Annotated in this window: 26 protein-coding genes and 1 rRNA gene; 17 read left to right on the top strand and 10 right to left on the bottom strand. The window is 70.7% G+C overall.

Translation table 11 applies throughout. The annotated features are described in order from the left end of the window. Positions 1-67: 67 nt before the first annotated feature. The 3 genes from tyrS to ACFYW1_RS04925 all read right to left on the bottom strand — a co-directional run bounded on the left by tyrS (position 68) and on the right by ACFYW1_RS04925 (position 4,401). The gene (gene tyrS / locus ACFYW1_RS04935) at positions 68-1,333 is read right to left on the bottom strand and encodes a tyrosine--tRNA ligase (RefSeq protein ID WP_388987103.1); all 1,266 of its coding nucleotides are present in this window, start codon (positions 1,331-1,333) and stop codon (positions 68-70) included. A 67-nt stretch (positions 1,334-1,400) separates the two neighbouring features. Continuing rightward, positions 1,401-2,795, bottom strand: a complete 1,395-nt coding sequence (locus tag ACFYW1_RS04930) for a metallopeptidase TldD-related protein (RefSeq protein WP_388987100.1) — start codon at positions 2,793-2,795, stop codon at positions 1,401-1,403. A gap of 82 nt (positions 2,796-2,877) precedes the next feature. Continuing rightward, positions 2,878-4,401: a TldD/PmbA family protein gene (locus ACFYW1_RS04925; RefSeq protein WP_388987097.1), complete on the bottom strand. Its 1,524-nt coding sequence runs from the start codon at positions 4,399-4,401 to the stop codon at positions 2,878-2,880. Positions 4,402-4,632: 231 nt separating this feature from the next. Between ACFYW1_RS04925 and fabG the strand changes: the two genes are divergently transcribed. From fabG to ACFYW1_RS04910, 3 genes are all read left to right on the top strand, one after another. Continuing rightward, a complete protein-coding gene (fabG, locus tag ACFYW1_RS04920; RefSeq protein ID WP_388987094.1) occupies positions 4,633-5,352 on the top strand; it encodes a 3-oxoacyl-[acyl-carrier-protein] reductase in 720 nt (239 codons plus the stop codon). A gap of 5 nt (positions 5,353-5,357) precedes the next feature. Continuing rightward, positions 5,358-6,125 (top strand): enoyl-ACP reductase FabI, encoded by a 768-nt coding sequence (gene fabI / locus ACFYW1_RS04915; RefSeq protein ID WP_388987092.1) that lies wholly within the window; start codon positions 5,358-5,360, stop codon positions 6,123-6,125. Positions 6,126-6,336: 211 nt separating this feature from the next. After that, positions 6,337-6,714, top strand: a complete 378-nt coding sequence (locus tag ACFYW1_RS04910) for a hypothetical protein (protein ID WP_388987090.1) — start codon at positions 6,337-6,339, stop codon at positions 6,712-6,714. Between the two features lie 81 nt (positions 6,715-6,795). On the opposite strand, the gene ACFYW1_RS04905 is transcribed toward ACFYW1_RS04910, so the two are convergent. Next, positions 6,796-7,470, bottom strand: coding sequence for a FadR/GntR family transcriptional regulator (locus ACFYW1_RS04905; protein WP_388987087.1), 675 nt, complete (start codon positions 7,468-7,470; stop codon positions 6,796-6,798). Positions 7,471-7,735: 265 nt separating this feature from the next. Between ACFYW1_RS04905 and ACFYW1_RS04900 the strand changes: the two genes are divergently transcribed. The 4 genes from ACFYW1_RS04900 to ACFYW1_RS04885 all read left to right on the top strand — a co-directional run bounded on the left by ACFYW1_RS04900 (position 7,736) and on the right by ACFYW1_RS04885 (position 10,133). After that, complete coding sequence (locus tag ACFYW1_RS04900) at positions 7,736-8,983, top strand: CynX/NimT family MFS transporter (RefSeq protein ID WP_388988132.1); 1,248 nt, start codon at positions 7,736-7,738, stop codon at positions 8,981-8,983. Between the two features lie 26 nt (positions 8,984-9,009). Beyond that, complete coding sequence (locus ACFYW1_RS04895; protein WP_262375349.1) at positions 9,010-9,120, top strand: SGM_5486 family transporter-associated protein; 111 nt, start codon at positions 9,010-9,012, stop codon at positions 9,118-9,120. Positions 9,121-9,294: 174 nt separating this feature from the next. Next, the gene (locus ACFYW1_RS04890) at positions 9,295-9,507 is read left to right on the top strand and encodes a hypothetical protein (protein WP_388987085.1); all 213 of its coding nucleotides are present in this window, start codon (positions 9,295-9,297) and stop codon (positions 9,505-9,507) included. 107 nt (positions 9,508-9,614) lie between these two features. Next, positions 9,615-10,133, top strand: a complete 519-nt coding sequence (locus ACFYW1_RS04885) for a SixA phosphatase family protein (protein ID WP_388987082.1) — start codon at positions 9,615-9,617, stop codon at positions 10,131-10,133. A gap of 237 nt (positions 10,134-10,370) precedes the next feature. Here the strand turns inward: ACFYW1_RS04885 and serB are convergent, their stop codons facing one another. Then, positions 10,371-11,627 carry a phosphoserine phosphatase SerB gene (gene serB, locus ACFYW1_RS04880; protein WP_388987079.1) on the bottom strand — a complete coding sequence of 419 codons (1,257 nt, stop codon included), beginning with the start codon at positions 11,625-11,627 and terminating at the stop codon, positions 10,371-10,373. Between the two features lie 452 nt (positions 11,628-12,079). Here serB and ACFYW1_RS04875 point away from each other — a divergent pair, with 452 nt between their 5' ends. Next, positions 12,080-14,635, top strand: a complete 2,556-nt coding sequence (locus tag ACFYW1_RS04875) for an FHA domain-containing protein (RefSeq protein ID WP_388987076.1) — start codon at positions 12,080-12,082, stop codon at positions 14,633-14,635. Between the two features lie 100 nt (positions 14,636-14,735). On the opposite strand, the gene ACFYW1_RS04870 is transcribed toward ACFYW1_RS04875, so the two are convergent. Continuing rightward, positions 14,736-15,584, bottom strand: coding sequence for a transglycosylase SLT domain-containing protein (locus tag ACFYW1_RS04870; protein WP_388987074.1), 849 nt, complete (start codon positions 15,582-15,584; stop codon positions 14,736-14,738). Between the two features lie 464 nt (positions 15,585-16,048). On the opposite strand from ACFYW1_RS04870, the gene ACFYW1_RS04865 reads away from it, so the two are divergent. The 3 genes from ACFYW1_RS04865 (at position 16,049) to ACFYW1_RS04855 (ending at position 18,257) form a co-directional block, all read left to right on the top strand. After that, a complete protein-coding gene (locus tag ACFYW1_RS04865; protein ID WP_388987072.1) occupies positions 16,049-17,194 on the top strand; it encodes a GAF domain-containing sensor histidine kinase in 1,146 nt (381 codons plus the stop codon). Continuing rightward, positions 17,187-17,831, top strand: a complete 645-nt coding sequence (locus ACFYW1_RS04860) for a response regulator (protein ID WP_388987069.1) — start codon at positions 17,187-17,189, stop codon at positions 17,829-17,831. Before ACFYW1_RS04865 ends, ACFYW1_RS04860 begins: the two co-directional genes overlap by 8 nt. A 177-nt stretch (positions 17,832-18,008) precedes the next feature. Continuing rightward, positions 18,009-18,257, top strand: coding sequence for a chaplin (locus tag ACFYW1_RS04855; RefSeq protein ID WP_388987066.1), 249 nt, complete (start codon positions 18,009-18,011; stop codon positions 18,255-18,257). 139 nt (positions 18,258-18,396) lie between these two features. On the opposite strand, the gene ACFYW1_RS04850 is transcribed toward ACFYW1_RS04855, so the two are convergent. After that, a complete protein-coding gene (locus tag ACFYW1_RS04850; protein WP_388987063.1) occupies positions 18,397-19,182 on the bottom strand; it encodes a hypothetical protein in 786 nt (261 codons plus the stop codon). A 143-nt stretch (positions 19,183-19,325) separates the two neighbouring features. Here ACFYW1_RS04850 and ACFYW1_RS04845 point away from each other — a divergent pair, with 143 nt between their 5' ends. From ACFYW1_RS04845 to ACFYW1_RS04830, 4 genes are all read left to right on the top strand, one after another. Continuing rightward, positions 19,326-20,123 (top strand): ABC transporter ATP-binding protein, encoded by a 798-nt coding sequence (locus ACFYW1_RS04845; RefSeq protein ID WP_388987060.1) that lies wholly within the window; start codon positions 19,326-19,328, stop codon positions 20,121-20,123. Positions 20,124-20,314: 191 nt separating this feature from the next. After that, on the top strand, positions 20,315-20,743 hold the full coding sequence (locus tag ACFYW1_RS04840) for an NfeD family protein (protein WP_388987057.1): 429 nt from the start codon (positions 20,315-20,317) through the stop codon (positions 20,741-20,743). 145 nt (positions 20,744-20,888) lie between these two features. Next, on the top strand, positions 20,889-21,824 hold the full coding sequence (locus tag ACFYW1_RS04835; protein ID WP_148833941.1) for an SPFH domain-containing protein: 936 nt from the start codon (positions 20,889-20,891) through the stop codon (positions 21,822-21,824). 91 nt (positions 21,825-21,915) lie between these two features. Further along, a complete protein-coding gene (locus ACFYW1_RS04830; protein WP_388987054.1) occupies positions 21,916-22,683 on the top strand; it encodes a sulfite exporter TauE/SafE family protein in 768 nt (255 codons plus the stop codon). 68 nt (positions 22,684-22,751) lie between these two features. On the opposite strand, the gene ACFYW1_RS04825 is transcribed toward ACFYW1_RS04830, so the two are convergent. The 3 genes from ACFYW1_RS04825 to ACFYW1_RS04815 form a co-directional block, all read right to left on the bottom strand. Continuing rightward, positions 22,752-23,258, bottom strand: coding sequence for an HNH endonuclease (locus ACFYW1_RS04825; RefSeq protein ID WP_356934459.1), 507 nt, complete (start codon positions 23,256-23,258; stop codon positions 22,752-22,754). Between the two features lie 146 nt (positions 23,259-23,404). Continuing rightward, complete coding sequence (locus tag ACFYW1_RS04820) at positions 23,405-23,944, bottom strand: YbhB/YbcL family Raf kinase inhibitor-like protein (RefSeq protein WP_388987050.1); 540 nt, start codon at positions 23,942-23,944, stop codon at positions 23,405-23,407. A gap of 54 nt (positions 23,945-23,998) precedes the next feature. Then, a complete protein-coding gene (locus ACFYW1_RS04815; RefSeq protein ID WP_148833932.1) occupies positions 23,999-24,781 on the bottom strand; it encodes a sporulation protein in 783 nt (260 codons plus the stop codon). Between the two features lie 73 nt (positions 24,782-24,854). On the opposite strand from ACFYW1_RS04815, the gene ACFYW1_RS04810 reads away from it, so the two are divergent. Together ACFYW1_RS04810 and ACFYW1_RS04805 are read left to right on the top strand one after the other, a co-directional pair. Then, positions 24,855-25,496: a DNA-3-methyladenine glycosylase gene (locus ACFYW1_RS04810; protein WP_388987045.1), complete on the top strand. Its 642-nt coding sequence runs from the start codon at positions 24,855-24,857 to the stop codon at positions 25,494-25,496. A gap of 658 nt (positions 25,497-26,154) precedes the next feature. Further along, positions 26,155-26,224: ribosomal RNA gene (locus ACFYW1_RS04805) — 16S ribosomal RNA — on the top strand; the annotation flags it as partial.

Below are 26,224 nucleotides of genomic sequence, written 5' to 3'. Positions count from 1 at the left end.
TACGACGCACTGCGGCCGGACACGCTCGTACGAGCGTGTCCGGCCGCAGTGCTGATCGGCTCCAGGGTCAGCCGGTGACCTCGATGGCGGCGAGGTTCTTCTTGCCCCGGCGCAGCACCAGCCAGCGCCCGTGCAGCAGTTCCTCCCGGGCCGGCGCGCTCTCGCCGTCGGTGACCTTGACGTTGTTCACGTACGCGCCGCCCTCCTTCACCGTGCGACGGGCACCCGACTTGCTCGGCGCCAGACCGACCTCCACCAGCAGGTCCACCAGCGGGCCGAGCTCGGTGACCCGGGCGTGCGGCACCTCGGACAGCGCGGCGGCCAGCGTCGCCGCGTCCAGTTCGCCGAGCTCGCCCTGGCCGAACAGCGCCTTCGACGCCGCGATGACCGCGGCGCACTGGTCGGCGCCGTGCACCAGCGTCGTCAGCTCCTCGGCCAGCGCGCGCTGCGCCGTCCGGGCCTGCGGACGCTCCTCGGTGACCTTCTCCAGCTCCTCCAGCTCGGCGGGGCTGCGGAAGCTGAGGATGCGCATGTACCGCGAGACGTCCCGGTCGTCCACGTTCAGCCAGAACTGGTAGAACGCGTACGGCGTCGTCATCGTCGGGTCGAGCCAGACGGCCCCGCCCTCGGACTTGCCGAACTTCGTCCCGTCCGCCTTCGTCATCAGCGGGGTCGCCAGCGCGTGCACCTCGGCGCCCGGCTCCAGGCGGTGGATCAGGTCGAGACCCGCGGTGAGGTTGCCCCACTGGTCGCTGCCGCCCTGCTGGAGGGTGCAGCCGTAGCGCCGGTACAGCTCCAGGAAGTCCATGCTCTGGAGCAGCTGGTAGCTGAACTCGGTGTAGCTGATGCCCTCGTCGGACTCCAGCCGCCGGGCGATGGAGTCCTTGGTCAGCATCTTGTTGACGCGGAAGTGCTTGCCGATGTCCCGGAGGAACTCGATCGCGGACATGCCCGAGGTCCAGTCCAGGTTGTTCACCATGACCGCGGCGTTCTCGCCCTCGAAGGACAGGAACGGCTCGATCTGGGCCCGCAGCCGCGACACCCAGCCGGCGACCGTCTCCGGGTCGTTCAGCGTGCGCTCCGCGGTCGGCCGCGGGTCACCGATCTGACCGGTGGCCCCGCCCACCAGGGCGAGCGGACGCAGACCGGCCCGCTGGAGCCGGCGCATGGTGAGCACCTGCACCAGATGGCCGACGTGCAGGCTCGCCGCGGTGGGGTCGTAGCCGCAATAGAAGGTGACGGGACCGTCCGCGAGAGCCTTGCGCAGTGCGTCCTCATCGGTGGACTGGGCGAACAGCCCGCGCCACTTCAGCTCGTCGACGATGTCCGTCACGGTTGTGTGTCTCCTCGTTCACGGCGTTGGATTGCAACATTGGGTTGCAACGTCTCAGTCTAGGTGGTCATACACCCGGGCTCACCGAGCTCATGTTGAAGTCGGGGATGCGCAGCGCGGGCATCGCGGCCCGGGTGAACCAGTCGCCCCACTCGCGCGGCAGCGTCTTCTCGGTACGGCCCGCCTCGGTGGCCCGGGACAGCAGATCCACCGGTGACTCGTTGAACCGGAAGTTGTTCACCTCGCCGACGACCTCGCCGTCCTCGACGAGGTACACCCCGTCCCGGGTCAGCCCGGTCAGCAGCAGCGTCGCCGGATCGACCTCCCGGATGTACCAGAGGCAGGTCAGCAGCAGCCCGCGCCCGGTCGTCGAGGCCACCATCTCCTCCAGGGACCGCTCGCCGCCGCCGTCCAGCACCAGGTTGTCGATCGCCGGTGAGACCGGCAGCCCGGTCAGCCCCGCCGTGTGCCGGGTGGTCGTCAGGTGCGCCAGCTCGCCGCCCCGGATCCAGTCGGTCGGCGCCAGCGGCAGACCGTTGTCGAAGACGGAGGCGCTGTCCCCGGAGGAATGGGCGATCACGAACGGCGCCGATTCGAGCCCCGGCGCGTGCGGGTCGCTGCGCAGCGTCAGCGGCAGCTCGGACAGCTTCTCGCCGAGCCGGGTCCCGCCGCCCGGCCGGGAGAACACCGTCCGGCCCTCCGCGGCGTCCCGCGCCGTCGACGACCACAGCTGGTAGATCAGCAGATCGGCCACCGCGGTCGGCGGCAGCAGCGTCTCGTACCGTCCGGCGGGCAGCTCGATCCGGCGCTCCGCCCAGCGCAGCCGCCGTGCCAGCTCCGTGTCGAGCTCGGCCGGGTCGACGTCCTTGAAGTCGCGCGTGGAACGGCCCGCCCAGGTCGAGCGGGTCCGGTCGGGCGACTTCGCGTTGAGCTCCAGCGTCCCGTTCGGCTGGTCGTGGCGCAGCCGCAGCCCCGTCGACGTGCCGAGGTAGGTGGAGGTCATCTCGTGATTGGCGAAGCCGTACAGTTCACGGCCGCCGGAACGGGCCCGGGCGAAGGCGTCGCCGAGCGCCGGGGCGAACTCCGCGAAGACGTCCGAGCCCGTCTCGGCCGGCGCGTCCGTGAAGTCGGGCGACACGGGCACCCCGCCGACCAGCGGCTGGGCGTCCTCCGCGGGACCGGCCCCGCGCGCGGCGGCCTCGGCGGCCCGCACCAGTGGCTCCAGGTCGTCCGCGGTGACGGCCGACCGCGACACCACCCCGGAGGCGGTGCCCTGCGCACCGTCCACGGTCGCGATGACGGTCAGGGTCCGCCCCCGCGTCACCCCGTTCGTGGTGAGGGCGTTGCCGGCCCAGCGCAGGTTCGCCGACGACTCCTCGTCGGCGATGACCACGCACCCGTCCGCGGTGGACAGTTCGAGCGCCCGCTCGACGATCTCGTGCGGCTTGCTGACGCGGCTCATCGTCCGGCCTCCTGCGTCGTGTCGAGACTGTGCCGTCCCGGGGGACGACCCCCGGACCCCCGGCCGGTTTTGTGGTGACCGCTCATCGTCCGGCCTCCTGCGTCGTGTTGAGGATGTTCACGCCCCGGAAGAGGGCGGAGGGGCAGCCGTGCGAGACGGCCGCGACCTGGCCGGGCTGGGCCTTGCCGCAGTTGAAGGCACCGCCCAGGACGTACGTCTGCGGGCCCCCGACCTTCTCCATCGAGCCCCAGAAGTCCGTCGTCGTCGCCTGGTAGGCGACATCGCGCAGCTGACCGGCCAGCCGGCCGTTCTCGATCCGGAAGAACCGCTGACCGGTGAATTGAAAGTTGTACCTTTGCATGTCGATCGACCAGGACCGGTCGCCGACCACGTAGATCCCGCGCTCCACCCCGCCGATCAGGTCCTCCGTGGACAGCCCGCCCGGCTCCGGCCGCAGCGACACGTTCGCCATCCGCTGGACGGGGACGTGCCCCGGAGAGTCCGCGTAGGCGCAGCCGTTGGACCGGCCCAGCCCCGTCAGCTTCGCGATCCGCCGGTCCAGCTGGTACCCGACCAGCGTCCCGTTTCTGACCAGGTCCCAGGACTGCGCCTCGACGCCCTCGTCGTCGTACCCGATGGTCGCGAGCCCGTGCTCGGCGGTGCGGTCACCGGTCACGTTCATCACGGAGGAGCCGTATGCCAGCTTCCCCAGCCGGTCGAAGGTGGCGAACGAGGTCCCGGCGTACGCCGCCTCGTAGCCCAGCGCCCTGTCCAGCTCCGTGGCGTGGCCGATCGACTCGTGGATGGTCAGCCAGAGGTTGGACGGGTCGACGACCAGGTCGTACGTCCCCGCCTCGACGCTCGGCGCCCGCATCTTCTCGGCCAGCAGGCCGGGGATCCGCGCCAGCTCGTCGTCCCAGTCCCAGCCGGTCCCGGTCATGTACTCCCAGCCGCGGCCCACCGGCGGGGCGATCGTCCGCATCGAGTCGAACTCGCCGGTCGTCCCGTCCACGGCCACCGCGGTGAACTCCGGGTGCAGCCGGACCCGCTGCTGGGTGGTCACGGTGCCCGCCGTGTCCGCGTAGAACTTGTTCTCGTGCACGGCCGTCAGCGAGGCGTCCACGTGCGCGACGCCCTCGGCGCCCAGGAGCCGGGAGCTCCATTCGGCGAGCAGCGCCCCCTTCTCCTCGTCCGGCACGTCGAAGGGATCGACCTCGTACGCCGAGACCCAGGTCCGCTCGCCGTGCGACGGCTCGTCCGCCAGCTCGACCCGCTCGTCCGAGCCGGCCGCCGCGATCACCTTCGCCGACAGCTTCGCCATGGCCACGGCCTGCGAGGCCACCTTCGCCGCCGCGTCCATCGTCAGGTCCACCCCGGAGGCGAACCCCCACGCGCCGCCGTGCACCACCCGCACCGCGTACCCGAGATCGGTGGTGTCCGAGGAGCCCGCGGGCCGGGCGTCCCGCAGCCGCCAGGACGCGCTGCGCACCCGCTCGAAGCGGAAGTCGGCATGCACGGCGCCCAGCGCCCGCGCGCGGGCGAGCGCCGCGTCGGCGAGGGCGCGCAGGGGCAGGGCCAGAAAAGACTGATCTACCTCATGGGGCACGGGGAATTCCCTTCTCGATACACCACGGCAGTGAATCACGCCGCACAGTGACCGCACCCGGGGATATCCGGCGCCGTCCGCCGGGGCCCGCCGGGATGCACCCCATGGGGCGATCATCTGTAGGAACCCCACAGCACCCGGCCAAAGGCGCTGTCAGGGGCCGAGTCCTCGCCGGGCGGGCGGTACCGATAGGTTTTCGATGTACCAGACCGCTATCGAAAGGGTGATCCGTTGAGCCGCTCGGTTCTCGTCACCGGAGGAAACCGGGGCATCGGCCTCGCCATCGCCCGAGCTTTCGCCGACAACGGCGACAAGGTCGCGTTCACCTACCGCTCCGGCGAGCCGCCCCAAGTCCTCACCGAAGCGGGCTGCCTGGCGGTCCGTTGCGACATCACGGACGCCGAACAGGTGGAGCAGGCCTACAAGGAGATCGAGGAGAAGCACGGTCCCGTCGAGGTGCTGGTCGCCAACGCCGGTGTCACCAAGGACCAGTTGCTGATGCGGATGTCGGAGGAGGACTTCACGTCCGTGCTCGACACCAACCTCACCGGCACCTTCCGGGTCGTCAAGCGCGCCAACCGCGGCATGCTGCGCGCCAAGAAGGGCCGGGTCGTCCTCATCTCCTCCGTCGTCGGGCTCCTCGGTTCCGCCGGGCAGGCGAACTACGCCGCCTCGAAGGCGGGTCTGGTCGGTTTCGCCCGGTCCCTGGCCCGGGAACTCGGTTCGCGGAACATCACCTTCAACGTCGTCGCGCCCGGCTTCGTGGACACCGACATGACGCAGGTGCTCACCGAGGAGCAGCGCAAGGGCATCGTGTCCCAGGTGCCGCTCGGCCGCTACGCGCAGCCCGAGGAGATCGCCGCCGCGGTGCGCTTCCTCGCCTCCGACGACGCGTCGTACATCACTGGAGCCGTCATCCCCGTTGACGGCGGATTGGGCATGGGTCACTGATCACCATGAGCGGAATCCTCGACGGCAAGCGCATCCTCGTCACCGGTGTGCTGATGGAGTCGTCCATCGCCTTCCACACCGCCAAGGTGGCGCAGGAGCAGGGCGCCGAGATCATCCTGACCGCCTTCCCCCGGCCCACCCTGACCGAGCGCATCGCGAAGAAGCTGCCGAAGCCGGCCAAGGTCATCGAGCTGGACGTGACCAACACCGAGCACCTGGACCGCCTCGCCGGCCTGGTCCGCGACGAGCTCGGCTCGCTCGACGGCGTCGTCCACTCCATCGGCTTCGCGCCGCAGGACGCGCTCGGCGGCAACTTCCTGAACACCCCGTTCGAGTCCGTCGCCACGGCGATGCACGTCTCGGCGTTCTCGCTGAAGGCGCTCGCCATGGCCTGCAAGCCGCTGATGACCGACGGCGGCTCGATCGTCGGCCTCACCTTCGACGCGCAGTACGCCTGGCCGCAGTACGACTGGATGGGCCCGGCCAAGGCCGCGCTGGAGGCCACCTCCCGCTACCTCGCCCGCGACCTGGGCAAGGACGACATCCGCTGCAACCTGATCTCCGCCGGGCCGATCGGCTCCATGGCCGCGAAGTCCATCCCGGGCTTCATCGAGCTCGCGGACGTGTGGAACACCCGCTCCCCGCTGGCCTGGAACATGGCGGACCCGGAGCCGGCCGGACGCGGTGTCGTCGCCCTGCTCTCGGACTTCTTCCCGAAGACCACGGGCGAGATCATCCACGTCGACGGTGGCGTGCACATGATGGGTGCCTGATCCCGCACCCCGGGCTGTGACACGGCCGCGTACCGCCCCGGACCGGGCGGTACGCGGCCGTCGTGCGTCCTCGCCCGCCCCGCGCCGGTCGAGGCCGGCCCCCGAGCCGGTCGGGTCCGCCCCCGGACCGCTCAAGTCGAAAAGAAGGTCGATCCACCGCAGAATGTGGTGAACCGGACTTCCGGTCGGGCTGCGGGGGAGGGAGGACGCCATGCGCTCCACGCGTCGCCGGACCTGGGCCCTGCTGACGGCCTCCATAGCCGTCGCCGCACTGGCCGCCCCGATGGGGATATCCATGGCGGGCCGGGCCGGGGCCCCGGCCCCCGCTCCCGCCGCCACCGGCCCGGAACCCGCCGGAGCCGAATGCCGTACCTCCGTACTGGGCTCCCGGGTCGTGGCCTACTGCCACAATCCGTACCCCTCCACCGACCGCGTGCAGCTGCACACCGAGTGCCGCCGCTGGTGGGACATCGACGCCGACGCCGCCCCGGTCGACGTGGCCCCGGGGCGGACCGTACGGCTGGACGACCGCTGCTGGAAGGAAGTCGGCGCCGCCTGGATCACGCACGGGGTGCGGGACGCGCTCTGAGCACCGCCCCTGAACGCGGCTCTGCGGACGCCGGTCCACAGGACAACCCCATCGGACCCGGTCCCATCCGACCCGGTTTCCTCAGACCCGGTCCACCTGGCAGCTCAGCGCATGACTCGCGGCCTCGGCGGCCGCCGTCTCCGCGTCCCCCGACCGGATCGCCTCGACCAGCCTGCTGTGGTCCATGTGGTTCTCCGGCCGCAGCTCGTGACCGATGTCGTCCCTGAGATAGTGGCGCAGCAGATCACCCAGGTCGGCGTAGAGGCCGGTCAGCACGTCGTTGTGCGAGGCGGCGACCACGGCCAGGTGCAGCGTCGCGTCGGCCTCGACGAACGCCTCGGCGTCACCCGCGGCCCAGGCCCCCTCCCGCCGCTCCATGAGCGCGTCCAGCTGCTTCAGATCCCGCTCGGTGCGCCGCACGGCGGCCAGCCGGGCCGCCGACGACTCCAGGGTGGAGCGCAGTTCGGCGACGTGGCGGGGATCGGCGGAGGCGAAGCGGCGGTGCATCACCCCGGCCAGCTCGCTGGTGGCGACGACATAGGTGCCCGAACCCTGCCGGATGTCGAGCAGACCGTTGTGCGCGAGGGCGCGCACCGCCTCCCGGACCGTGTTGCGGGCCACCCCCAGCTGCTCCACCAGCTCGGGCTCGGTGGGAATCCGGGAACCCACGGGCCATTCGCCGGAGGTGATCTGATTCCTCAGCTGGGCAATCACCTGGTCGGCGAGTGCCGAACGCCGCGGGGACGTCAGCGTCATGGTGCTCCTTGGTCGGGTTGCCGGGGGGCGGTTCGAGGTGCTCGGGCTGCCCCACTCGTTCAACGCGCGTGGGCCGCCCGAGGTGTCCGGGGGAGCGGGGACGATTCACGCCGCCCCGCGAACATCTCACGGTTCCCCGGGGGCCCTCGAATGTTCTCGGAGGATTGGACAACCAATCATCCCATGATTCTATGATGGAGTCATGTCCGACGAGAACCAGCCCCAGCCCCGGGCCCTCAGCCCCGCCGCCACGGCGGAAGCCCCCATGGATTCCCCGGCCCCGCGCGCCCCGCAGGGCCCGGGGGCGGCCCGGCCCGCTTCGGGGCCCGCGCCCTGGCTGCTCCGGCTGGTCGCCGTCGGGCTGGTCCTCACCGCCCTCAACCTCCGTCCCGCCATCACCAGCCTCGGCGCCCTCCTCGAAGAGGTGCGGGACGGCCTGCACATGAGCGGCAGCGTGGCCGGTGTCCTCACCTCCGTGCCGCCGCTCTGCTTCGCGGTCTTCGGCATCATGGCGCCCCGCCTCGCCCGCCGCTTCGGGCCCGGCGCCGTCGTCTGCGCCGGCATGGTCGCCATCACCGCCGGCCTGGTGATCCGCCCCCTCGTCGGCGGCACCGCGGGCTTCCTCGCCGCGAGTGCCCTGGCCCTCATGGGCATCGCCGTCAGCAACGTCCTGATGCCGGTGATCGTCAAGCACTGGTTCCCGGACCGCGTCGGCTCCATGACCGGGCTCTACTCGATGGCCCTGGCTCTCGGCACCTCGCTCGCCGCCGCCGTGACCGTGCCCATGACCAGCGCGCTGGGCGGCAGCTGGCGGCTCGGCCTCGGCGTCTGGGCCGCGCTCGCCGCCGCCGCGATCCTGCCCTGGCTCCCGGTGGTACGGGACCGGCGCGGGCCCTCGGCCCGGCCGGGCGGCCACGGCCAGGACGCCCCGGCCCTCCGGATCACCCGCAGCCGCACCGCCTGGGCGCTCGCCTGCTTCTTCGGCCTGCAGGCCACCGCCGCGTACATCACCATGGGATGGATGCCGCAGATCTTCCGCGACGCGGGGGTCTCGGCCGGTACCGCGGGCGTGCTGCTCGCCGTGACCATGGCGATGGGGGTGCCCCTCGCGTTCGTCATCCCGAGGGTCGCCTCCCGGATGCGGAACCAGGGCCCGATCGTCCTGTTCCTCGGCGGCTGCGGCCTCGTCGGATACGCCGGCCTCTACCTCGCACCGGCCGGCGGGGCCTGGGCCTGGGCGCTGCTCCTGGGGATCTCGAACTGCTCCTTCCCGCTGGCCCTGACGATGATCGGCATGCGCTCGCGCACCGGTGCCGGAGTCGTACGGCTGTCCGCCTTCGCCCAGTCCGTCGGCTACCTGATCTCGATCCCCGGACCGCTGCTGATCGGCGTGCTCTACCAGCACACCGGCGGCTGGGAGGTGCCGATCGCCCTGATGGCGGGCCTCATGGTGCCCCAGATGGCGGCCGGGGTCCTGGCGGGGCGGGCCCGGACGATCGAGGACGAATGCTGAGGTGGGAGACTGTGCCCATGTCTCCTGTGCTCGACCCGAATCCCCAGAACGGCCAGAAGAAGCTCCTCCTCGTGCTCGGAGCGATGCTGCTGATCACCGTGGTGGTCGCGGTGATCGCCTCGGTCGCCTCCCCCTGACCCGGCCCGGAGCCGCGGCCGGGGGTGGGGCTGTCCCCACCATCCCCTAGGGGGCTGGGGTCAGGGTGAAGTGGGTGGGTCACCGGATGGGTACGGCGCCCGCGGATCCGTAGGTTTCTCGGTATCGGAACCGGCAACCCCCGGATTCGGCACCGAAGCCCCACGGAGGCGGACATGGCGGCCCCTGCACACCACCACCCCCGGACCACCCACCCGGCCACGGGCGGCATCGAGGTCCGGCTGCCGTGGTGGGCCGTGGTGCTGCCGACGGTCGCGTTCACCGCGCTGATGCTGCTGATCATCGGCACCGGTGACGCGCAGGCCGCGACCACCGATCCCGCGATCGGCCGACTCCTCGCACGTGTCATGGCCCTGGTGAGCCCCTGAGGCCCTCCGCCCCCGCCCCGGCGGCCGGCCCGAGCCGCCCGCGTCCGACCGCACGAGCACGTCAACACCCTGCGCCGGGCGGGCCATTTCGTGCGAAGCTGAGGTGTATGAGCGTCGATACACCTCGCAGGATCGTCCTTCTCAGGCATGCAAAGGCGGAATGGTCGCAGGACTCCGACCACGAGCGGCCCCTCGCGGAGCGCGGCCGCAAGGATGCCCCCGTCGCAGGCCGCAAACTCGTCGACTCCGGGATCGTCCTCGATCTGGCTCTCTGCTCCACCGCCGCCAGGACCCGCGAGACGTGGAAGCTGGCGGTGCACGAGATGCCGCACCGACCGAGGACCGTGTACGAGGAGCGCCTGTACGAGGCGTCCCCCGGCGAGCTCATCGCCCTGATCAACGAGACCCCCGACGACGTGCGCGACCTTCTCCTCATCGGCCACAACCCCGGCATGCACGCGGTCGCCGACGCCCTCTCCGGCTCGGCCGAGGGCGACGCCCTGGCCCGGATGTCCCGCGGTGGCTTCCCGACCGCCGCGTTCGCCGTCGTCGAGTTCAACGGCTCCTGGAAGGGCGTGGAACACGGAGTGGGCAAGCTGGTCGAGTACTGGACGCCCAACGACTGATCCCGCCGCACCCGCCCGAACGCCCGGCTGCCGCGCCCGTACGCTCGCCGCGGGGCGGTCGGTACGCGCACAGCACGCACGGGCGGAACAGGACGGACGCGTGAAAGGCCCCGGTGCGAGCGCACCGGGGCCTTTCACGTCCCGGGGGGCCGCCCCGCACGAGGCCGTCCGTACCGGACCGCCTCACGGGACCGCCACCGCAGGAACGTTCCTACAGAAGCGCCGTACGGGAACGCGTCAGTCGACGAGGCCGTCGGCGGCCTCGACCTCCTCACGGGTGATGCCGAGCAGATACAGCACGGTGTCCAGGAACGGCACGTTCACCGCGGTGTGCGCGGCCTCGCGGACCACCGGCTTGGCGTTGAACGCCACCCCGAGGCCGGCCGTGTTCAGCATGTCCAGGTCGTTCGCACCGTCACCGATCGCCACGGTCTGCGCCAGCGGCACCCCGGCCTGCTTGGCGAAACTGCGCAGCAGCCGGGCCTTGCCGGCCCGGTCGACGACGTCGCCGACGACCCGCCCGGTGAACTTCCCGTCGACCATCTCCAGCGTGTTGGCGGAGGCGAAGTCGAGCCCGAGCCGCTCCTTCAGGTCGTCGGTGACCTGGGTGAACCCGCCCGAGACCACGCCCACTTGATAGCCGAGCCGCTTCAGCGTACGGATCAGCGTGCGCGCGCCCGGCGTCAGCCGCACCTCGGCGCGCACCTTGTCCACCACCGACGCGTCGAGCCCCGCCAGCAGCGCGACCCGCGCGTGCAGCGACTGCTCGAAGTCGAGTTCGCCGCGCATCGCCTGGGCGGTGACCTCGGCCACCTTGTCCTCGCAGCCCGCGTGGGCGGCGAAGAGCTCGATGACCTCGTCCTGGATCAGCGTCGAGTCGACGTCCATGACGACCAGTCGCTGCGCCCGGCGGCTCAGCCCGGCGGACACCACCGCCACGTCGACGCCGATCCCGGCCGCCTCCGTGGCCAGGGCCGTGCGAAGCTCCGCGGTGCCGGTGCCCGACACCGCGAACTCGACCGCCGTGACCGGGTACTTGGCCAGCCGGAAGATGCGGTCGATGTTGCCGCCGGTGGAGGTGATCGTGGCCGCTATGGCGGCGGTCGACTCCGCGGTCAGCGGGTGCCCGAGCACCGTCACGTGGGAACGCCCGTAGCCGCGCGGCCGGTTGTCGCCCGTGCCGGAGATGATCTCGGCCTGGAGCTTCAGGGACTCGGCCCAGCTGTGCACGGTCGCCCGCAGGTCGCCCTCGGTGGTGCCGCCCGCGGTCGGGGCGGTGACCAGCGCGCACAGGACGATGCGGCCACGGGTGACGACCTGCTCGATGTCGACGACGTCGACCGAGTAGGCGGCGAGGGTGTCGAAGAGCCCGGCGGTGATGCCGGGACGGTCCTTCCCGAAGATCTTCACGAGAAGGGTGGGTGTGTCCGCGCCCAGGAGGGGCTCGGAGGGCTCAGGAGACCGGGAGGACTGAGGGGGCTGCGATGCGCTCATGGTGCTTCCACCGTATCGGTCCCTCCCGCGGCACCGAAGGTCCGTCCCGAGTGCCGGACAGCGCGTCGCCCCCGTTCCCCGCCCGCACGGGGCACCGGGCGCGGGCCGCGGACGGCCGGGGGCGCCGCGTCCCCGGAACGCCGGATGACGACCGGGTGGACCCTCGGTGGCCGGGCCGCGCATCCGGACGGTGACGGAACGTGTATGCCCCGGATCGTCCCGCGATCGGGAGTGAATGCCATGGTTCGGCCAGCTTGTCGATGGTCTGCTGGCATTCGTCGGAACTTGCGGCTCCTGTCCGCAGTTTTTCGTGCCGACACCGTAACGATGCAGGTCTCGGCAGGGTCTTCACCCCGTCCGACTTTCGTATCCGGGACCGCTCCTGGAATAGTTCCCCACGATGTTCAGCATCCCTAGGCTCCCTGTGATGGGGGTAACTCGGGGGACAACTAGTGGGGCGCGGAGTGCCGGAACTCGTACTGGAATTGAATGGAAGGACCTGGACGCTCGATCCGTCCAGGTCGTACACCCTCGGGCGCGATCCGCAGGGCGACCTGACGATCGACGACGCAAGGGTCTCGTGGCGGCATGCCACGATCAGCTGGAACGGCCGTAGCTGGTTCATCGAGGACCACGGCAGCACCAACGGCACCTATGTGCAGGGAAGCCGGATCCAGCAGCTGGAGATCGGTCCCGGCTCCGCCGTGCATCTCGGCAACGCCACCGACGGACCGCTGCTGAGCCTGGGTGCCCCGGCGGGCGCCGCGTACGGCGGCCAGGGCGCGGGGGCCCCGCAGGCCCCCGCACAGCAGCCGCAGCAGGGCGGTGCCGGCTGGCCCGCCCCGCAGAACCCCGCTCCGCAGCAGCAGGGCTGGCAGCAGGCTCCCCAGGGGCAGCCCCAGCAGCCCGTGCAGCCGCAGCCCCAGGTCCCGCACCAGCAGGGCATGCCGAACACCCCCGGCGCGGGCGGTGCCGCGGGGGCCCCGCCGGTGTACGGCGACCGCAGCCCCACCACGTTCCACCAGCTGGCCCTCGGCCGCGTCATGCGCATCGGCCGTGCGCTGGAGAACGAGCTGGTGGTCTCCGACCTCCAGGTCTCGCGCCACCACGCCGAATTCCACGCGACCCCCGACGGCCGCTTCGAGATCCGCGACCTCGGATCCCACAACGGCACGTACGTCAACGGCCAGCCGCTCTCCAAGTCCGGCTCCGCGCTCATCGGCCCCAACGACATCGTCGGCGTCGGTCACTCGACCTTCCGCCTGGTCGGCGACCGGCTGGAAGAGTTCGTCGACACCGGTGAGGTCTCCTTCTCCGCCCGCCACCTCACGGTGACGGTCGACGGCGGCAAGCAGATCCTCAAGGACGTCTCCTTCGGCGTCCCGGAGAAGTCGCTCATCGCGGTCATCGGCCCGTCCGGCTCCGGAAAGTCCACCCTGCTCAAGGCGCTCACCGGTTACCGGCCCGCCAACCAGGGCGACGTCCTCTACGACAACCGGAACCTCTACAAGCAGTTCGCCGAGCTGCGCCAGCGCATCGGTCTGGTCCCGCAGGACGACATCCTGCACAAGGAACTCACCGTCATCAAGGCGCTCAAGTACGCGGCCAAGCTCCGCTTCCCCGCGGACACCACCGAGGCCGAACGCCAGGCCCGGATCCTCGAGGTCCTCGCCGAGCTCAAGCTCGACATCCACAAGGACAAGAAGGTCACCTCGCTCTCCGGCGGTCAGCGCAAGCGCGTCTCCGTCGCGCTGGAGCTGCTCACCAAGCCGTCGCTGATCTTCCTCGACGAGCCGACCTCCGGCCTCGACCCGGGCATGGACCGCGACGTCATGCAGCTGCTGCGTGGCCTGGCCGACGACGGCCGCACGGTCCTCGTCGTCACGCACTCCGTGGCCGAGCTGGCCATCTGCGACAAGCTGCTGGTCATGGCGCCGGGCGGTTCCGTCGCCTACTTCGGCCCGCCGGAGGAAGCGCTCAACTTCTTCGGCTACACCACCTGGGCCGACGTCTTCTCCGCGTTCGAGAACTACCGCGACTACGACTGGGCGGGCCGCTGGCGCGGTTCGCAGCACTACCAGATGTACGCCGCGGACATCGACGCCGTCGCCGCGCAGTCCGTGCACATGCCGCCCCCGCAGCAGATGCGCCCGCCGAAGCCGCAGAGCTGGTCCGCCCAGCTGTGGACGCTGATGCGCCGCTACGTCTCGGTGATCGCGTCCGACAAGGGCTTCATGGGCCTGATGGTGATCCTGCCCGCCGTGCTCGGCGTCGTCAGCGTGGTCATCCCGGCCGACTTCGGCCTGGCCCCGCCGAAGCCGCCGTCCCGGTTCAACGGCGACGCCGGAACGATCATGCTGATCCTGGTGATCGGCATGACCTTCTCCGCCGCGGCCAACTCCGTACGAGAACTGATCAAGGAACGGGTGATCTACGAACGGGAACGGGCCACCGGCCTCTCCCGCTCGGCCTACCTGATGTCCAAGGTGATCGTGCTCGGCGTGATCACGGCCATCCAGGGCGTCATCATCTGCGGCATCGGCTTCGCCACCCGCGACCTGCCCGAAGAGGGCCTGATCATGCCGCCGGCCGTCGAGCTCTGCGTGACGATCATCGCGCTCGGCTTCACCTCGATGATGTTCGGCCTGGTCATCTCCTCGCTGGTGAAGACCGCCGAGAAGACCATGCCGCTGCTGGTCATGTTCGCGATCGTCCAGGTCGTCTTCACCGGCATCCTCTTCCAGGTGTACGGCTCGCCCGGCCTGGAGCAGTTCGCCTGGCTGATGCCGTCCCGCTGGGCCATCGCGGGCGCGGGCACCACGCTCGACCTGGCACACCTGATGCCGCCGTGGGACCCGAAGAACCCGACCGACCTGGACCCGCTGTGGGAGCACTCGGTCGGTCAGTGGGGCATCAACATCACGGTGCTCCTGGCCCTGGGCGTCATCTGCGGCTTCGCGGTCGCGCGACTGCTGCGCCGTCACGAGCCGGAGGTCATGCGCAAGTGATCACGGGTACCGGGGCGGACGCGCCGGTACCGGACGCCGAAGGGCGGCACCCCGCGGGGTGCCGCCCTTCGGCATGTGCGTGCGGCGTCCGGGCGCCGGCTCAGTACGCGCTGTTGACGTTGTCGATCGAGCCGTACCGGTCGGCCGCGTAGTTGGCGGCGGCCGTGATGTTGGCGACCGGGTCGTAGATGTTCGACGAGGTGCCGGGCACGTGGTACGCGTTGAACGTCGGCTGGATGACCTGGAGCAGGCCGCAGGACGGGGTGCCGTTCTGGGCGTTGACGTCCCAGCCGTTGACCGCGTTCGGGTTGCCGGTCGACTCGCGCATGATGTTGCGGTGCAGCCCGTCGTACGAGCCGGGGATGCCGTTGGCGCGCATGACGTCCAGGGCCTGCCGGATCCAGCCGTCCAGGTTGTTGGCGTACACCGGGGTACGGGCCTGGGAACGGCTGGCGGCACGCGTCTCGGTGCGCTCGGCGACGGCCTTCGCCTTCGCACGGGCGGCGGCCTTCGCCCTGGCCTCGGCCTTCGCCCTGGCCTCGGCCTTCGCCCTGGCCTCGGCCTTCGCCCTGGCCTCGGCCTTCGCCCTGGCCTCGGCCTTCGCCGCGGCCCTGGCCTCGGCGGCCGCCTTCTTCTTGGCGGCGGCGGCCTTCTCGGCGGCGGCCTTCTTGGCCTTGGCGAGGTCGGCGGCCTTCATCAGCTTCTCGGCGGTGGAGTGCTGCTCGATGATGCTTGCCTGCACCGTCCTGGCCTGCGGGGCACCGGCGGCCGACGCGAGGACCACGGGGGCGGCGGAGACGGGAGCCTCGGCCTCGGTCTTGGGCTCGGCGTTGGCGGGGACGAGCGAGAACGAGAGCGCGGCGACCGCGGCGGCGGAAACACCCGCGACGGAGAACTTCTGGGCCTTGTTCAGGCGACGGCGACGGCCGGTGATGCTGGACGCGGACATGCAGACGTACCTCTTCGAATCGCGGAAGCCCTCACGGAGGACGAAGACGGGAAGCGCGTTTCGCATCTCCGTCGGGGACGGGAGCAATTCTTAGCGGCGGCAAAATCGGGTGGCAAAGGTGTGACGTACGACCCCGGGTAGTGGATCAGCGGCCCGCTCGGCCGTGCGGGACCGCGCTCATGCCCACTGATGCGGTACTTATGCCTCCACTAGTCGGCTTCGTAAGTGATGTGGGTCCTATGCGCGGCCTCACATCGGGCGCGCAACAGTTTCACCAACCGTTGCTTCCGCAATCCGGAGTGTCATGATCCGGTCCTGCGGGGTGTGCCGGCCGTCCGCGGCCGCCCCGCGCGGGGCATGCGGGCCCGGCATGGTCCGAACGAGAGGCCCTAGTCCCACGGTCCTGGTACGAGGCCGTCCACAGGCCGATACGGCGTGCGCACCCCGCCGGTACGGTGAGGCCCATGAGCCACCGCACGCCATCGGGCCTGGCCGCCGTGAGCGCCGCGCTGCTCGCCATGAGCCGGCACCTCGAAGTGCGTGACGTCCTGAAGACGATCGTCGCCTCGGCCCGCGAGCTGCTGGACGCCGAGTACGCCGCGCTGGGCGTCCCCGACGACCACGGCGGCTTCGCCCAGTTCGTCGTCGACGGCGTCAGCGACGAGCAGTGGAAGGCCATCGGCCCCCTGCCCAGACAGCACGGCATCCTCGCCGCGATGCTCCGCGAGGCGAAGTGCGAGCGCCTCGCCGACGTCCGCAAGGATCCCCGCTTCGAGGGCTGGCCCGAGGCCCACCCCGACATGTCCGACTTCCTCGGCCTGCCCATCAGGGACGGCGACGAGGTCATGGGCGCGCTCTTCCTCGCCAACAAGCGCTGCCCCAAGCCCGAGGGCAGCTGCGGTTTCACCGCCGAGGACGAGGACCTGCTGGCCATCCTCGCCCAGCACGCCGCGATCGCCCTCACCAATGCCCGGCTGTACGAACGCAGCCGCGAGCTGACCATCGCCGAGGAACGCTCCCGGCTCGCCCACGAGCTGCACGACGCGGTCAGCCAGAAGCTCTTCTCCCTGCGGCTGACGGCCCAGGCCGCCACCGCCCTGGTCGACCGCGACCCGGCCCGCGCCAAGGGCGAGCTGCAACAGGTCGCCGTGCTCGCCGCCGAAGCCGTGGACGAGCTGCGGGCCGCCGTCGTCGAGCTGCGCCCCGCCGCGCTCGACGAGGACGGCCTCGTCGCCACGCTCCGTACCCAGGTCCAGGTCCTGGACCGGGCCCACACGGCCCGGGTGACCTTCGAGAGCCTGGGCGTACGGGCCCTGCCGGCCGCCCAGGAGGAAGCGCTGCTCCGGGTCGCCCAGGAGGCCCTGCACAACGCGCTGCGCCACTCCGGCGCGGAACGCGTCGCGGTCACCCTGGCCCGGCGCGACGGCGGCACGCTGCTGCGGATCGCCGACGACGGCAGCGGCTTCGAGCCCGCGGCGACCCGGCGGGCGGGCCGGCACCTGGGCCTGGTGTCGATGCGCGACCGGGCCGGCGGCGTCGGCGGCAGGCTCACCGTTGAATCGGCGCCCGGCGAGGGCACCACGATCGAGATGGAGGTACCCGGTGGCTGACAAGATCATCAGGGTGCTGCTGGTCGACGACCACCAGGTGGTCCGCCGCGGTCTGCGCACGTTCCTGGAGATCCAGGACGACATAGAGGTGGTCGGCGAGGCGGCCGACGGCGCCGAGGGCGTGGCCAGGACCGAGGAGCTCCGCCCCGATGTCGTCCTGATGGACATCAAGATGCCCGGTACCGACGGCATCGAGGCGCTGCGCATGCTGCGCGAACTCCAGAACCCGGCCAGGGTCCTCATAGTCACCAGCTTCACCGAGCAGCGCACCGTGGTCCCCGCCCTGCGCGCCGGGGCTTCCGGCTACGTGTACAAGGACGTCGACCCGGACGCCCTGGCCGGTGCGATCCGTTCCGTGCACGCGGGACACGTCCTGCTCCAGCCGGAGGTCGCGGAGGCCCTGCTCGCCCAGGAGGAACCGGGCGGGGGGACGGGCCGGGGCAACACCCTCACCGAACGGGAGCGGGAGGTGCTGGGCCTGATCGCCGACGGCCGCTCCAACCGCGAGATCGCGCGGGCGCTGGTCCTCTCGGAGAAGACCGTCAAGACGCACGTCTCGAACATACTGATGAAGCTGGACCTCTCGGACCGGACCCAGGCGGCCCTGTGGGCCGTCCGGCACGGAGCGGCGAGCTGACCACCGGCGCGGCCGGCCCCCGAGGGAGCCGGCCGTCGGCGGAGCGGACCGCCGCCCTCCGGGCCGAGATTCATACTGTCGGGTGTATGTCACCCGGACGGCGCAACCCGTCCCGGGGCGAGGCGTTCTCCAGGGAGCTGCGGCGGTCGGCCGCAGCCACACCAGGAGGACGCTGAAGTGAAGAACCTGAAGAAGGCCGCCGCCGTCGCCGTGATCGCCGGTGGAATCATCGCCGCTGGTGCGGTCGCGGCCTCCGCCACCGGTCACGGCGCGGGCGCCGACGGCACCGCCGCCCACTCCCCGGGCGTGGTCAGCGGCAACACCATCCAGGCCCCGGTGCACGTCCCGGTCAACGTGGTGGGCAACACGGTCGATGTGATCGGCCTGCTCAACCCGGCCTTCGGCAACCTCGGCCTGAACGGCTGATCCGGCCGGCCGCCCGGCCGGACGAACCGACCGGCCCCGCGGTCGTACGCCGTGGGGCGGGAGGGACACGACACTCCCGCCCCGCCCCACGGCACCGCACACCAAGAAGGCCGCGCCGGCCCCCGAACCCCGGACCGGACTACCGCCCCCGCTCCCGCTCCTCCACATACGCGTTGTACGCGGCGACCTGCGCCCGCCGGGCCACCCGCTCCACCGGCCGCAGCGCCTCGCCCCGGGCCGCGATCTCCGAAGCGCTCACCGCCCCGCCGTGCCCGTTCCCGTACGCCACCGAGATCAGCAGCCCCACCCGCTGGGCCAGCTCCAGCACCCGCACCGCCCGTGGCGGGTACCCCGGCGCCAGCACCTCGCGCCCCCGTTCCGTCCGCGCCCGGTACGCGTCCACGGCGGCCTCGGCCACCGGCCCCGAACCGGCCACGTCCAGCCGCGACAGCACCGCCGTCGCGTCCCGCAGCGCCTCGGCCAGCTCCCGCTCCGCCTCGCCCAGCGACGGCACGTCGGCCGGCGGGGCCTCCCGCACCGCCAGACACCGCCACACCACCTCGACGTGCAGGTCCCCCGCCGGACCCGCCTCGTGCACCTCGGGAACCAGCCCGTACGGCGCACCGAAGGCCACCACCGCCTCCTCGGCCTCCAGCGCCCGCGCGTTGAAGTCCGGCGGCCCGCTCAGCCCCAGCGGATGGCCGGGCGCCGGAAGCGCCACCCGGAACCCCGTCACCCCCAGCCCCCGCAACCGCCCGAGCGCCAGCGTGAGCCCGACCGGCCCCGCCTCGCCCGGCAGTCCCTCGACACGGTGCACCGCGTCCTCCCCGACAATGGCGAGCACCGCGTCGTCCGGCGACACGAGTCCCGCCAGAAGCGCGTTTCCCCAAGCGGCCAACAGCCCTGAGCGTGGTTCCGAAAGCATGGCGACAGCCTAGGGAACCGGCCGGGGCCCCGTGGTCACACGGGCCCAGCGCCGGAAGCACTCGCGCGGTGGCGTAGATTTCCCTGGGAGCTGTGCCCACAGGCACGCGACGATCTCGACACTGCATGGGGAGACAACGCGCCATGAGCGATGTACTGGAGCTGGTGGACGTATCCGTGGTCCGCGACGGACGCGCTCTGGTGGACGACGTCTCCTGGTCGGTCAAGGAGGGGGAGCGCTGGGTCATCCTCGGCCCGAACGGCGCCGGCAAGACCACCCTCCTCAACATCGCGTCCAGCTACCTCTTCCCGAGCACCGGCACCGCCAAGGTCCTCGGCGAGCAGCTCGGCGGCGTCGGCACCGACGTCTTCGAACTCCGCCCCCGCATCGGCATCGCGGGCGTCGCCATGGCCGAGAAGCTGCCCCGGCGCCAGACCGTCCTGCAGACCGTGCTCACCGCCGCGTACGGCATGACCGCCACCTGGCACGAGGACTACGAGGCCGTCGACGAGGAGCGCGCCCGCGCCTTCCTCGACCGGCTCGGCATGACCGAGTACCTCGACCGCAAGTTCGGCACCCTGTCCGAGGGCGAGCGCAAGCGCACCCTGATCGCCCGCGCCATGATGACCGACCCCGAGCTGCTGCTCCTCGACGAGCCGGCGGCGGGACTCGACCTCGGGGGCCGCGAGGACCTGGTCCGCCGCCTGGGCCGACTGGCCCGCGACCCGTACGCCCCCTCGATGATCATGGTCACCCACCACGTCGAGGAGATCGCCCCCGGCTTCACGCACGTCCTGATGATCCGCCAGGGCAAGGTGCTCGCCGCCGGCCCCATGGAGACCGAGCTGACCTCCCGCAACCTCTCCCTCTGCTTCGGCCTGCCGCTCGTCGTGGAGCACACCGGCGACCGGTACACCGCCCACGGCCTGCCGCTCTCCTGAGGACCCCCGCCCCCGCGACACCCGCGGGCCGGCCACGGAGCCGGAGCGGACGCCGGGCACGGACGAATACGGCGACGGGCACGGACGAGCACGGTGATCCCGGCGCGCGCCGCGGACCCGGCCGGTGCGACGGCCAGGGCTGCCCGATTGTGCCCTGTCGGTGAGGGCCTTCGCGGTCCTACCATGACCACGTGGACATCGACGCGTGGGTGTGGTGGCTGATCGGCGCGGTGGGACTGGGCATCCCGCTCGTCCTGACCGCGATGCCCGAGTTCGGCATGTTCGCCGTCGGAGCGGTCGCCGCGGCGGTCGTCGCGGCACTCGGCGGCGGCATCGTGGCCCAGGTGCTGGTGTTCGTGGTGGTCTCCGTGGCGCTCATCGCCGTGGTCCGCCCGATCGCCGCCAGACACCGCAGCGACCGGCCCCAACTCTCCACCGGCATCGACGCGCTGAAAGGTCGTCAGGCCGTCGTCCTGGAACGGGTCGACGGCAGCGGCGGCCGGATCAAGCTGGCCGGGGAGATCTGGTCCGCCCGTTCCTACGACGGGGACCAGAGCTTCGATCCGGGACAACAGGTCGATGTCGTCGACATCGACGGAGCAACGGCAGTCGTCATGTGACCGAACCGCCCACAAGGCAGGGCCTGTTCTGCCAGACTCGATGTAGATCATCATTGAGACCGGGGCCGTCACGACAGCCGGCCCCTCCCGCGATCTCGACCTCGATCATCGCGATCCGTCGGCAACCGAAGGGCAACGAGGAACGATGCAACCGATCATCATCGTCCTGATCATTCTGGTGGTGCTCGTCTTCATCGCCCTGATCAAGACGATCCAGGTCATCCCGCAGGCCAGCGCCGCCATCGTGGAGCGCTTCGGCCGCTACACCCGTACGCTCAACGCCGGCCTGAACATCGTCGTTCCGTTCATCGACTCGATCCGCAACCGCATCGACCTCCGCGAACAGGTCGTGCCGTTCCCGCCGCAGCCGGTGATCACCCAGGACAACCTGGTCGTCAACATCGACACCGTCATCTACTACCAGGTGACCGACGCGCGGGCCGCGACCTACGAGGTCGCCAGCTACATCCAGGCGATCGAGCAGCTCACCGTCACCACCCTCCGCAACATCATCGGTGGCATGGACCTGGAGCGGACCCTGACCTCCCGCGAGGAGATCAACGCGGCCCTCCGCGGTGTCCTCGACGAGGCGACCGGCAAGTGGGGCATCCGCGTCAACCGCGTCGAGCTCAAGGCGATCGAGCCGCCCACCTCCATCCAGGACTCGATGGAGAAGCAGATGCGCGCCGACCGTGACAAGCGCGCCGCGATCCTCCAGGCCGAAGGCACGCGCCAGTCCGCGATCCTCACCGCGGAGGGCGAGAAGCAGTCCGCGATCCTGCGCGCCGAGGGCGAGGCCAAGGCGTCGGCCCTGCGCGCCGAGGGCGAGGCCCAGGCCATCCGTACGGTCTTCGAGTCCATCCACGCCGGGGACCCGGACCAGAAGCTCCTCTCGTACCAGTACCTCCAGATGCTCCCGAAGATCGCCGAGGGCGACGCCAACAAGCTCTGGATCGTGCCCAGCGAGATCGGCGACGCGCTCAAGGGCCTCAGCGGTGCCTTCGGCAACCTCGGCAACGGCGCCCCGGGGTTCGACACCGGCGCGAGCAAGGAGCGCCGCGAGGAGCCCCCGGTCGACTGACGACCGGTACCGCACCCCAGTCGACTGACGTGTACACACCCTCGTGCATGATCAGTGCATCAGGCACCGATCCCGCACGGGGGGACACGCAATGAACATCTGGGAGATGCTCGCCGTCTTCGTCGCGGGCATCAGCGCCGGAACGATCAACACGATCGTCGGCTCGGGAACGCTGATCACCTTCCCCGTACTGCTCGCCACCGGACTGCCACCGGTCACCGCCACCGTCTCCAACGCCCTCGGTCTGATCCCCGGCTCCATCAGCGGCGCCATCGGCTACCGCGCGGAACTCACCGGGCAGCGCAGCCGCGTGCTCAGACTCTCCGTCGCCGCCCTCATCGGCGGTTTCACCGGCGCCGTCCTGCTGCTGGCCCTGCCCTCCACGGCCTTCGAGACGATCGTCCCGATCCTGGTGGCACTGGCCCTCGTCCTGGTCATCCTGCAACCCCGCATCAGCAAAGCCGTCCAGCGCCGGCGCGACCGCGAGGGCACCCCCGCCCGCCCCGACGGCGGCCCGCTCCTCTTCGTCGGGCTGATGCTCGCCAGCGTCTACGGCGGCTACTTCACCGCCGCCCAGGGGATCATCTACCTCTCCCTCATGGGCATGCTGCTCGACGACACCATGCAGCGCCTCAACGCGGTCAAGAACGTACTGGCCGCCATCGTCAACAGCATCGCCGCGCTCTTCTTCCTCTTCGTCGCGGACTTCGACTGGACGGCCGTCGTGCTGATCGCCGTCGGCTCCGCGATCGGCGGCCAGATCGGCGCGAAGATAGGCCGCCGCCTCAGCCCCACCGTCCTGCGCGTCCTCATCGTCGCGGTCGGCACGGTCGCCATCGTCCAGCTGCTGCTCCGCTGAACCGGCCGACGCGCGGAAGCCCGCCCCCGGAGGGACGGGCTTCCGTCACGACGGGGCGCGTACGCCGGTCACGCCGCGGCACTGTCCAGCCAGTCCGGCAGCTCCGACCCCGCGTCGGCCCCCAGCGCCAGCAGCATCGCCTGCGCGGGGGAGGGGACGAACGGCTGCCGCAGCAGCGGCATCCCCGCCTGTTCGGGCGTCCGGGCCGCCTTGCGGTGGTTGTCCTCGGCACAGGAGGCAACCGTGTTGAGCCAGGTGTCCTGACCGCCCTGGGCCCGCGGGACGACGTGGTCCACGGTGCTCGCCCGCCGCCCGCAGTACGCGCACCGGTGCTGGTCCCGCACCAGCACGCCCCTCCTGGACCACGGCGCGTGTCTTCGGAACGGCACCCGTACGTACCGGCAGAGCCTGATCACCCGGGGCACCGGAATGTCCACGGCGGCGCCACGCATGCGGAGGTCGGGGTGCGACTGTTCGACGACGGCCTTGTCCTGCAGGATCAGCACCACCGCACGGTTCAGCGTCACCGTCGACAGCGGCTCGAAGCTCGCGTTCAGTACCAGCGTGTCCCGCATCTCGCCCACCTCCCGTGTGCCGCCCGCCCCCTGGCAGGCCCGGATCAACTCTGGCGGGGCGGGCCGGGATGGACAACGCAATAAAAAATGCCCTGCCCCGGTCTCTTCGGGACCAGGGCAGGGCGAACAGCGGGGAAACTCTCGGCTCACGCCTCCTGGGCGGGGGACGCGTACTCGCCGATCAGCTGGGCGCGGCCCAGCGTGTGGAAGCGCAGGTTGAATCCGACGACCGCGGGCGACGCGTCGCTGTCGACACCCAGCTTCTCGGTGTCCACCGCGTACACGGTGAAGACATAGCGGTGGTTCTCCCCGGCCGACGGCGCGGCGCCACCGAAGTCCTTCGAGCCGTAGTCGTTGCGGACCTGCACGGCACCGGCGGGCAGCCCTTCGAACTTCCCGCTTCCCGCACCGGCCGGAAGCTCGGTGACCGACGCCGGGATGTCGAAGACCACCCAGTGCCAGAACCCGCTGCCGGTCGGGGCGTCGGGGTCGAAACAGGTCACGGCGAAGCTCTTGGCCTCCGCCGGGAAGCCCTCCCACCGCAGCTGCGGCGAGATGTTCCCGCCCGCGAACACCTGGGCGTCCGCCAGCACGGCACCGGGGGCGAGGTCCTCGCTCACCACCGTGAACGACGGCACCTCGGGGTGGAAGTCGTGCGGCAGCGGAGCCCTCTTCGACTCGGTCACGTCAGCACCTCTCCTGATCGCTCTGTTACTGCTGTCAGCCGGTCCCCACCGACCCTAGAGCCAGTTGCGCCGACCGCCGACCTGGGCGAGCCACTGGTTGAGGTACGCCGCCCAGTCGGTCCCCTGGTAGTCGTTCAGCCCGACCTTGAAGGAGCGGTACGAGTCGCTGCCCTCGCTGAAGAGCCCCGGCTTCTTGTCCATCTCCAGGACGACGTCCATCTCGCGGTCGTCCGCGACGAAGGACAGCTCGACCTGGTTCAGCCCGCGGTACTGCTGCGGCGGGAAGAACTCGATCTCCTGGTAGAACGGCAGCCGCTGGCGCGTGCCGCGGATGTGGCCGCGCTCCATGTCGGCGCTGCGGAAACCGAAACCGAGCTGCCCGAAGGCGTCGAGGATGGCCTGCTGGGCCGGCAGCGGGTGCACGTTGATCGGGTCCAGGTCGCCCGAGTCCAGCGCCCGCGCGATCTCCAGCTCAGTGGTCACACCGATGTTCATGCCGTGCAGGTGCTGCCCGGCGAACATCGTGATCGGCGTCTCCCAGGGGATCTCGAGCCCGAACGGCACGACGTGCACGGCACCGGCCTGCACCTCGAACGCCCCACCGAGCCGAAGCTTGGTGAACTCGATGTCCTGCTTGGTCTCGGTGTCCTGGCCCTCCACCTCTACCCGGGCCTGCAGGCCGACGGAGAGCCCCTCGATCTGCTGGGCCACGGATCCGCCCTGGACCCGCACCTCGCCCTGGACGACCCCACCCGGTACGACGTTGAGTTCGGTCAGCTCGGTCTCCACCGAAGCACCACCGGCACCCAGACTCGCGAGCAGCCGCTTGAAGCCCATGTTTACTCCTCCTTGGTCCTGACCCCTACATACGCGTCACGACCGTAGTCGGTTCCCGGTACCCTCGACCGCCATGATCGAGGGCATGGACCGTACGCCACTGACACGCGACTTCTTCGACCGCCCCGTGCTGGAGGTGGCCCCCGATCTCCTGGGCCGCACCCTGGTGCGCGCCACCCCCGAGGGCCCGATCGAACTCCGTCTCACCGAGGTGGAGGCGTACGCGGGGGAGATCGACCCCGGCTCGCACGCCTTCAGGGGCCGCACCGCGCGCAACAGCGTCATGTTCGGACCGCCGGGACACGCGTACGTCTACTTCACCTACGGCATGTGGCACTGCCTCAACCTGGTGTGCGGCCCGGAGGGCAGGGCGAGCGGGGTCCTGCTCCGCGCCGGCGACATCCAGGTCGGTGCCGAGCTCACCCGCGAACGTCGGAACTCGGCCCGCAACGACAAGGAACTGGCCAAAGGCCCCGCCCGCCTGGCGACCGCCCTCGGCATCGACCGCGCACTGAACGGCACCGATGCCATCGCCCACCCCGGAGCCCAGCTCTCCGTGCTGCACGGCACCCCACCACCGGACGACCAGGTGCGCAACGGTCCGCGCACCGGGGTGGGCGGCGACGGGGCCACACATCCCTGGCGCTTCTGGATCGACGGAGACCCCACGGTGAGCCCCTACCGGGCCCATGTGCCACGCCGCCGCGCAACTTGACTCACCCTTGAGGGACACCTAATGTTGTCCGAGCCGCTTGAACGGGTACTGCTGTCGATTCAGTCCATTCGGACCGAGTCCGAGCACCCGGCAGCGGCCAACCACTACCTACGACTCACCCGGACGGGTGCGAATTCGGCATGCCGTAATTCGTTCCCACGGCTCGATTATGAGCCACCAGGGAAATCGGTTAACGTAGCGGACGCCGAAAGGCAAAAGACCACTTCGACGGTCACCGAGAATTCGGAATCCGGTCCGGAAACGGAACGGGAAAAGGTTCTGGTAGAGTCGGAAGGGCCGGAAAGGGAAAACGCGGAAGCGGAGGACCTGGAAGGCGAATCCCGCTGACCGGGAATCGGGTCCGGAAGGATCTGATAGAGTCGGAAACGCAAGACCGGAGGGAAAAGCCCGGAGGAAAGCCCGCGAGGGTGAGTACGAAGGAAGCGTCCGTTCCTTGAGAACTCAACAGCGTGCCAAAAGTCAACGCCAGATATGTTGATACCCCGGCCTGCCACGGCAGGTTGGAGGTTCCTTTGAAAGTCCTGCGGGATCACTGATCCGGCAGGCAATTTACACAGCGAGGACGCTGTGGGCGACCGGTCCTATTCCGACCGGTTGTCCCGCTCTCGTGTCGTGTTGTCCCGATCACGGGAAAACATTCACGGAGAGTTTGATCCTGGCTCAGGACGAACGCTGGCGGCGTGCTTAACACATGCAAGTCGAACGAT

Origin of the sequence: Streptomyces sp. NPDC002669, assembly GCF_042889165.1 — a bacterium.
GTDB lineage: Bacteria > Actinomycetota > Actinomycetes > Streptomycetales > Streptomycetaceae > Streptomyces.
The sequence above is the reverse complement of the archived record's forward strand: the minus strand, read 5'-3'. Positions and strand labels throughout refer to the sequence as shown.

Coding starts and splice junctions, on each gene's coding strand:
- ACFYW1_RS04930 (WP_388987100.1), bottom strand. CDS start 2,795: ATGAGCCGCGTCAGCAAGCCGCACGAGATCGTCGAGCGGGCGCTCGAA.
- fabI (WP_388987092.1), top strand. CDS start 5,358: ATGAGCGGAATCCTCGACGGCAAGCGCATCCTCGTCACCGGTGTGCTG.
- ACFYW1_RS04910 (WP_388987090.1), top strand. CDS start 6,337: ATGCGCTCCACGCGTCGCCGGACCTGGGCCCTGCTGACGGCCTCCATA.
- ACFYW1_RS04905 (WP_388987087.1), bottom strand. CDS start 7,470: ATGACGCTGACGTCCCCGCGGCGTTCGGCACTCGCCGACCAGGTGATT.
- ACFYW1_RS04900 (WP_388988132.1), top strand. CDS start 7,736: ATGGATTCCCCGGCCCCGCGCGCCCCGCAGGGCCCGGGGGCGGCCCGG.
- ACFYW1_RS04890 (WP_388987085.1), top strand. CDS start 9,295: ATGGCGGCCCCTGCACACCACCACCCCCGGACCACCCACCCGGCCACG.
- ACFYW1_RS04885 (WP_388987082.1), top strand. CDS start 9,615: ATGAGCGTCGATACACCTCGCAGGATCGTCCTTCTCAGGCATGCAAAG.
- serB (WP_388987079.1), bottom strand. CDS start 11,627: ATGAGCGCATCGCAGCCCCCTCAGTCCTCCCGGTCTCCTGAGCCCTCC.
- ACFYW1_RS04870 (WP_388987074.1), bottom strand. CDS start 15,584: ATGTCCGCGTCCAGCATCACCGGCCGTCGCCGTCGCCTGAACAAGGCC.
- ACFYW1_RS04865 (WP_388987072.1), top strand. CDS start 16,049: ATGAGCCACCGCACGCCATCGGGCCTGGCCGCCGTGAGCGCCGCGCTG.
- ACFYW1_RS04850 (WP_388987063.1), bottom strand. CDS start 19,182: ATGCTTTCGGAACCACGCTCAGGGCTGTTGGCCGCTTGGGGAAACGCG.
- ACFYW1_RS04845 (WP_388987060.1), top strand. CDS start 19,326: ATGAGCGATGTACTGGAGCTGGTGGACGTATCCGTGGTCCGCGACGGA.
- ACFYW1_RS04835 (WP_148833941.1), top strand. CDS start 20,889: ATGCAACCGATCATCATCGTCCTGATCATTCTGGTGGTGCTCGTCTTC.
- ACFYW1_RS04830 (WP_388987054.1), top strand. CDS start 21,916: ATGAACATCTGGGAGATGCTCGCCGTCTTCGTCGCGGGCATCAGCGCC.
- ACFYW1_RS04825 (WP_356934459.1), bottom strand. CDS start 23,258: ATGCGGGACACGCTGGTACTGAACGCGAGCTTCGAGCCGCTGTCGACG.
- ACFYW1_RS04815 (WP_148833932.1), bottom strand. CDS start 24,781: ATGGGCTTCAAGCGGCTGCTCGCGAGTCTGGGTGCCGGTGGTGCTTCG.
- ACFYW1_RS04810 (WP_388987045.1), top strand. CDS start 24,855: ATGATCGAGGGCATGGACCGTACGCCACTGACACGCGACTTCTTCGAC.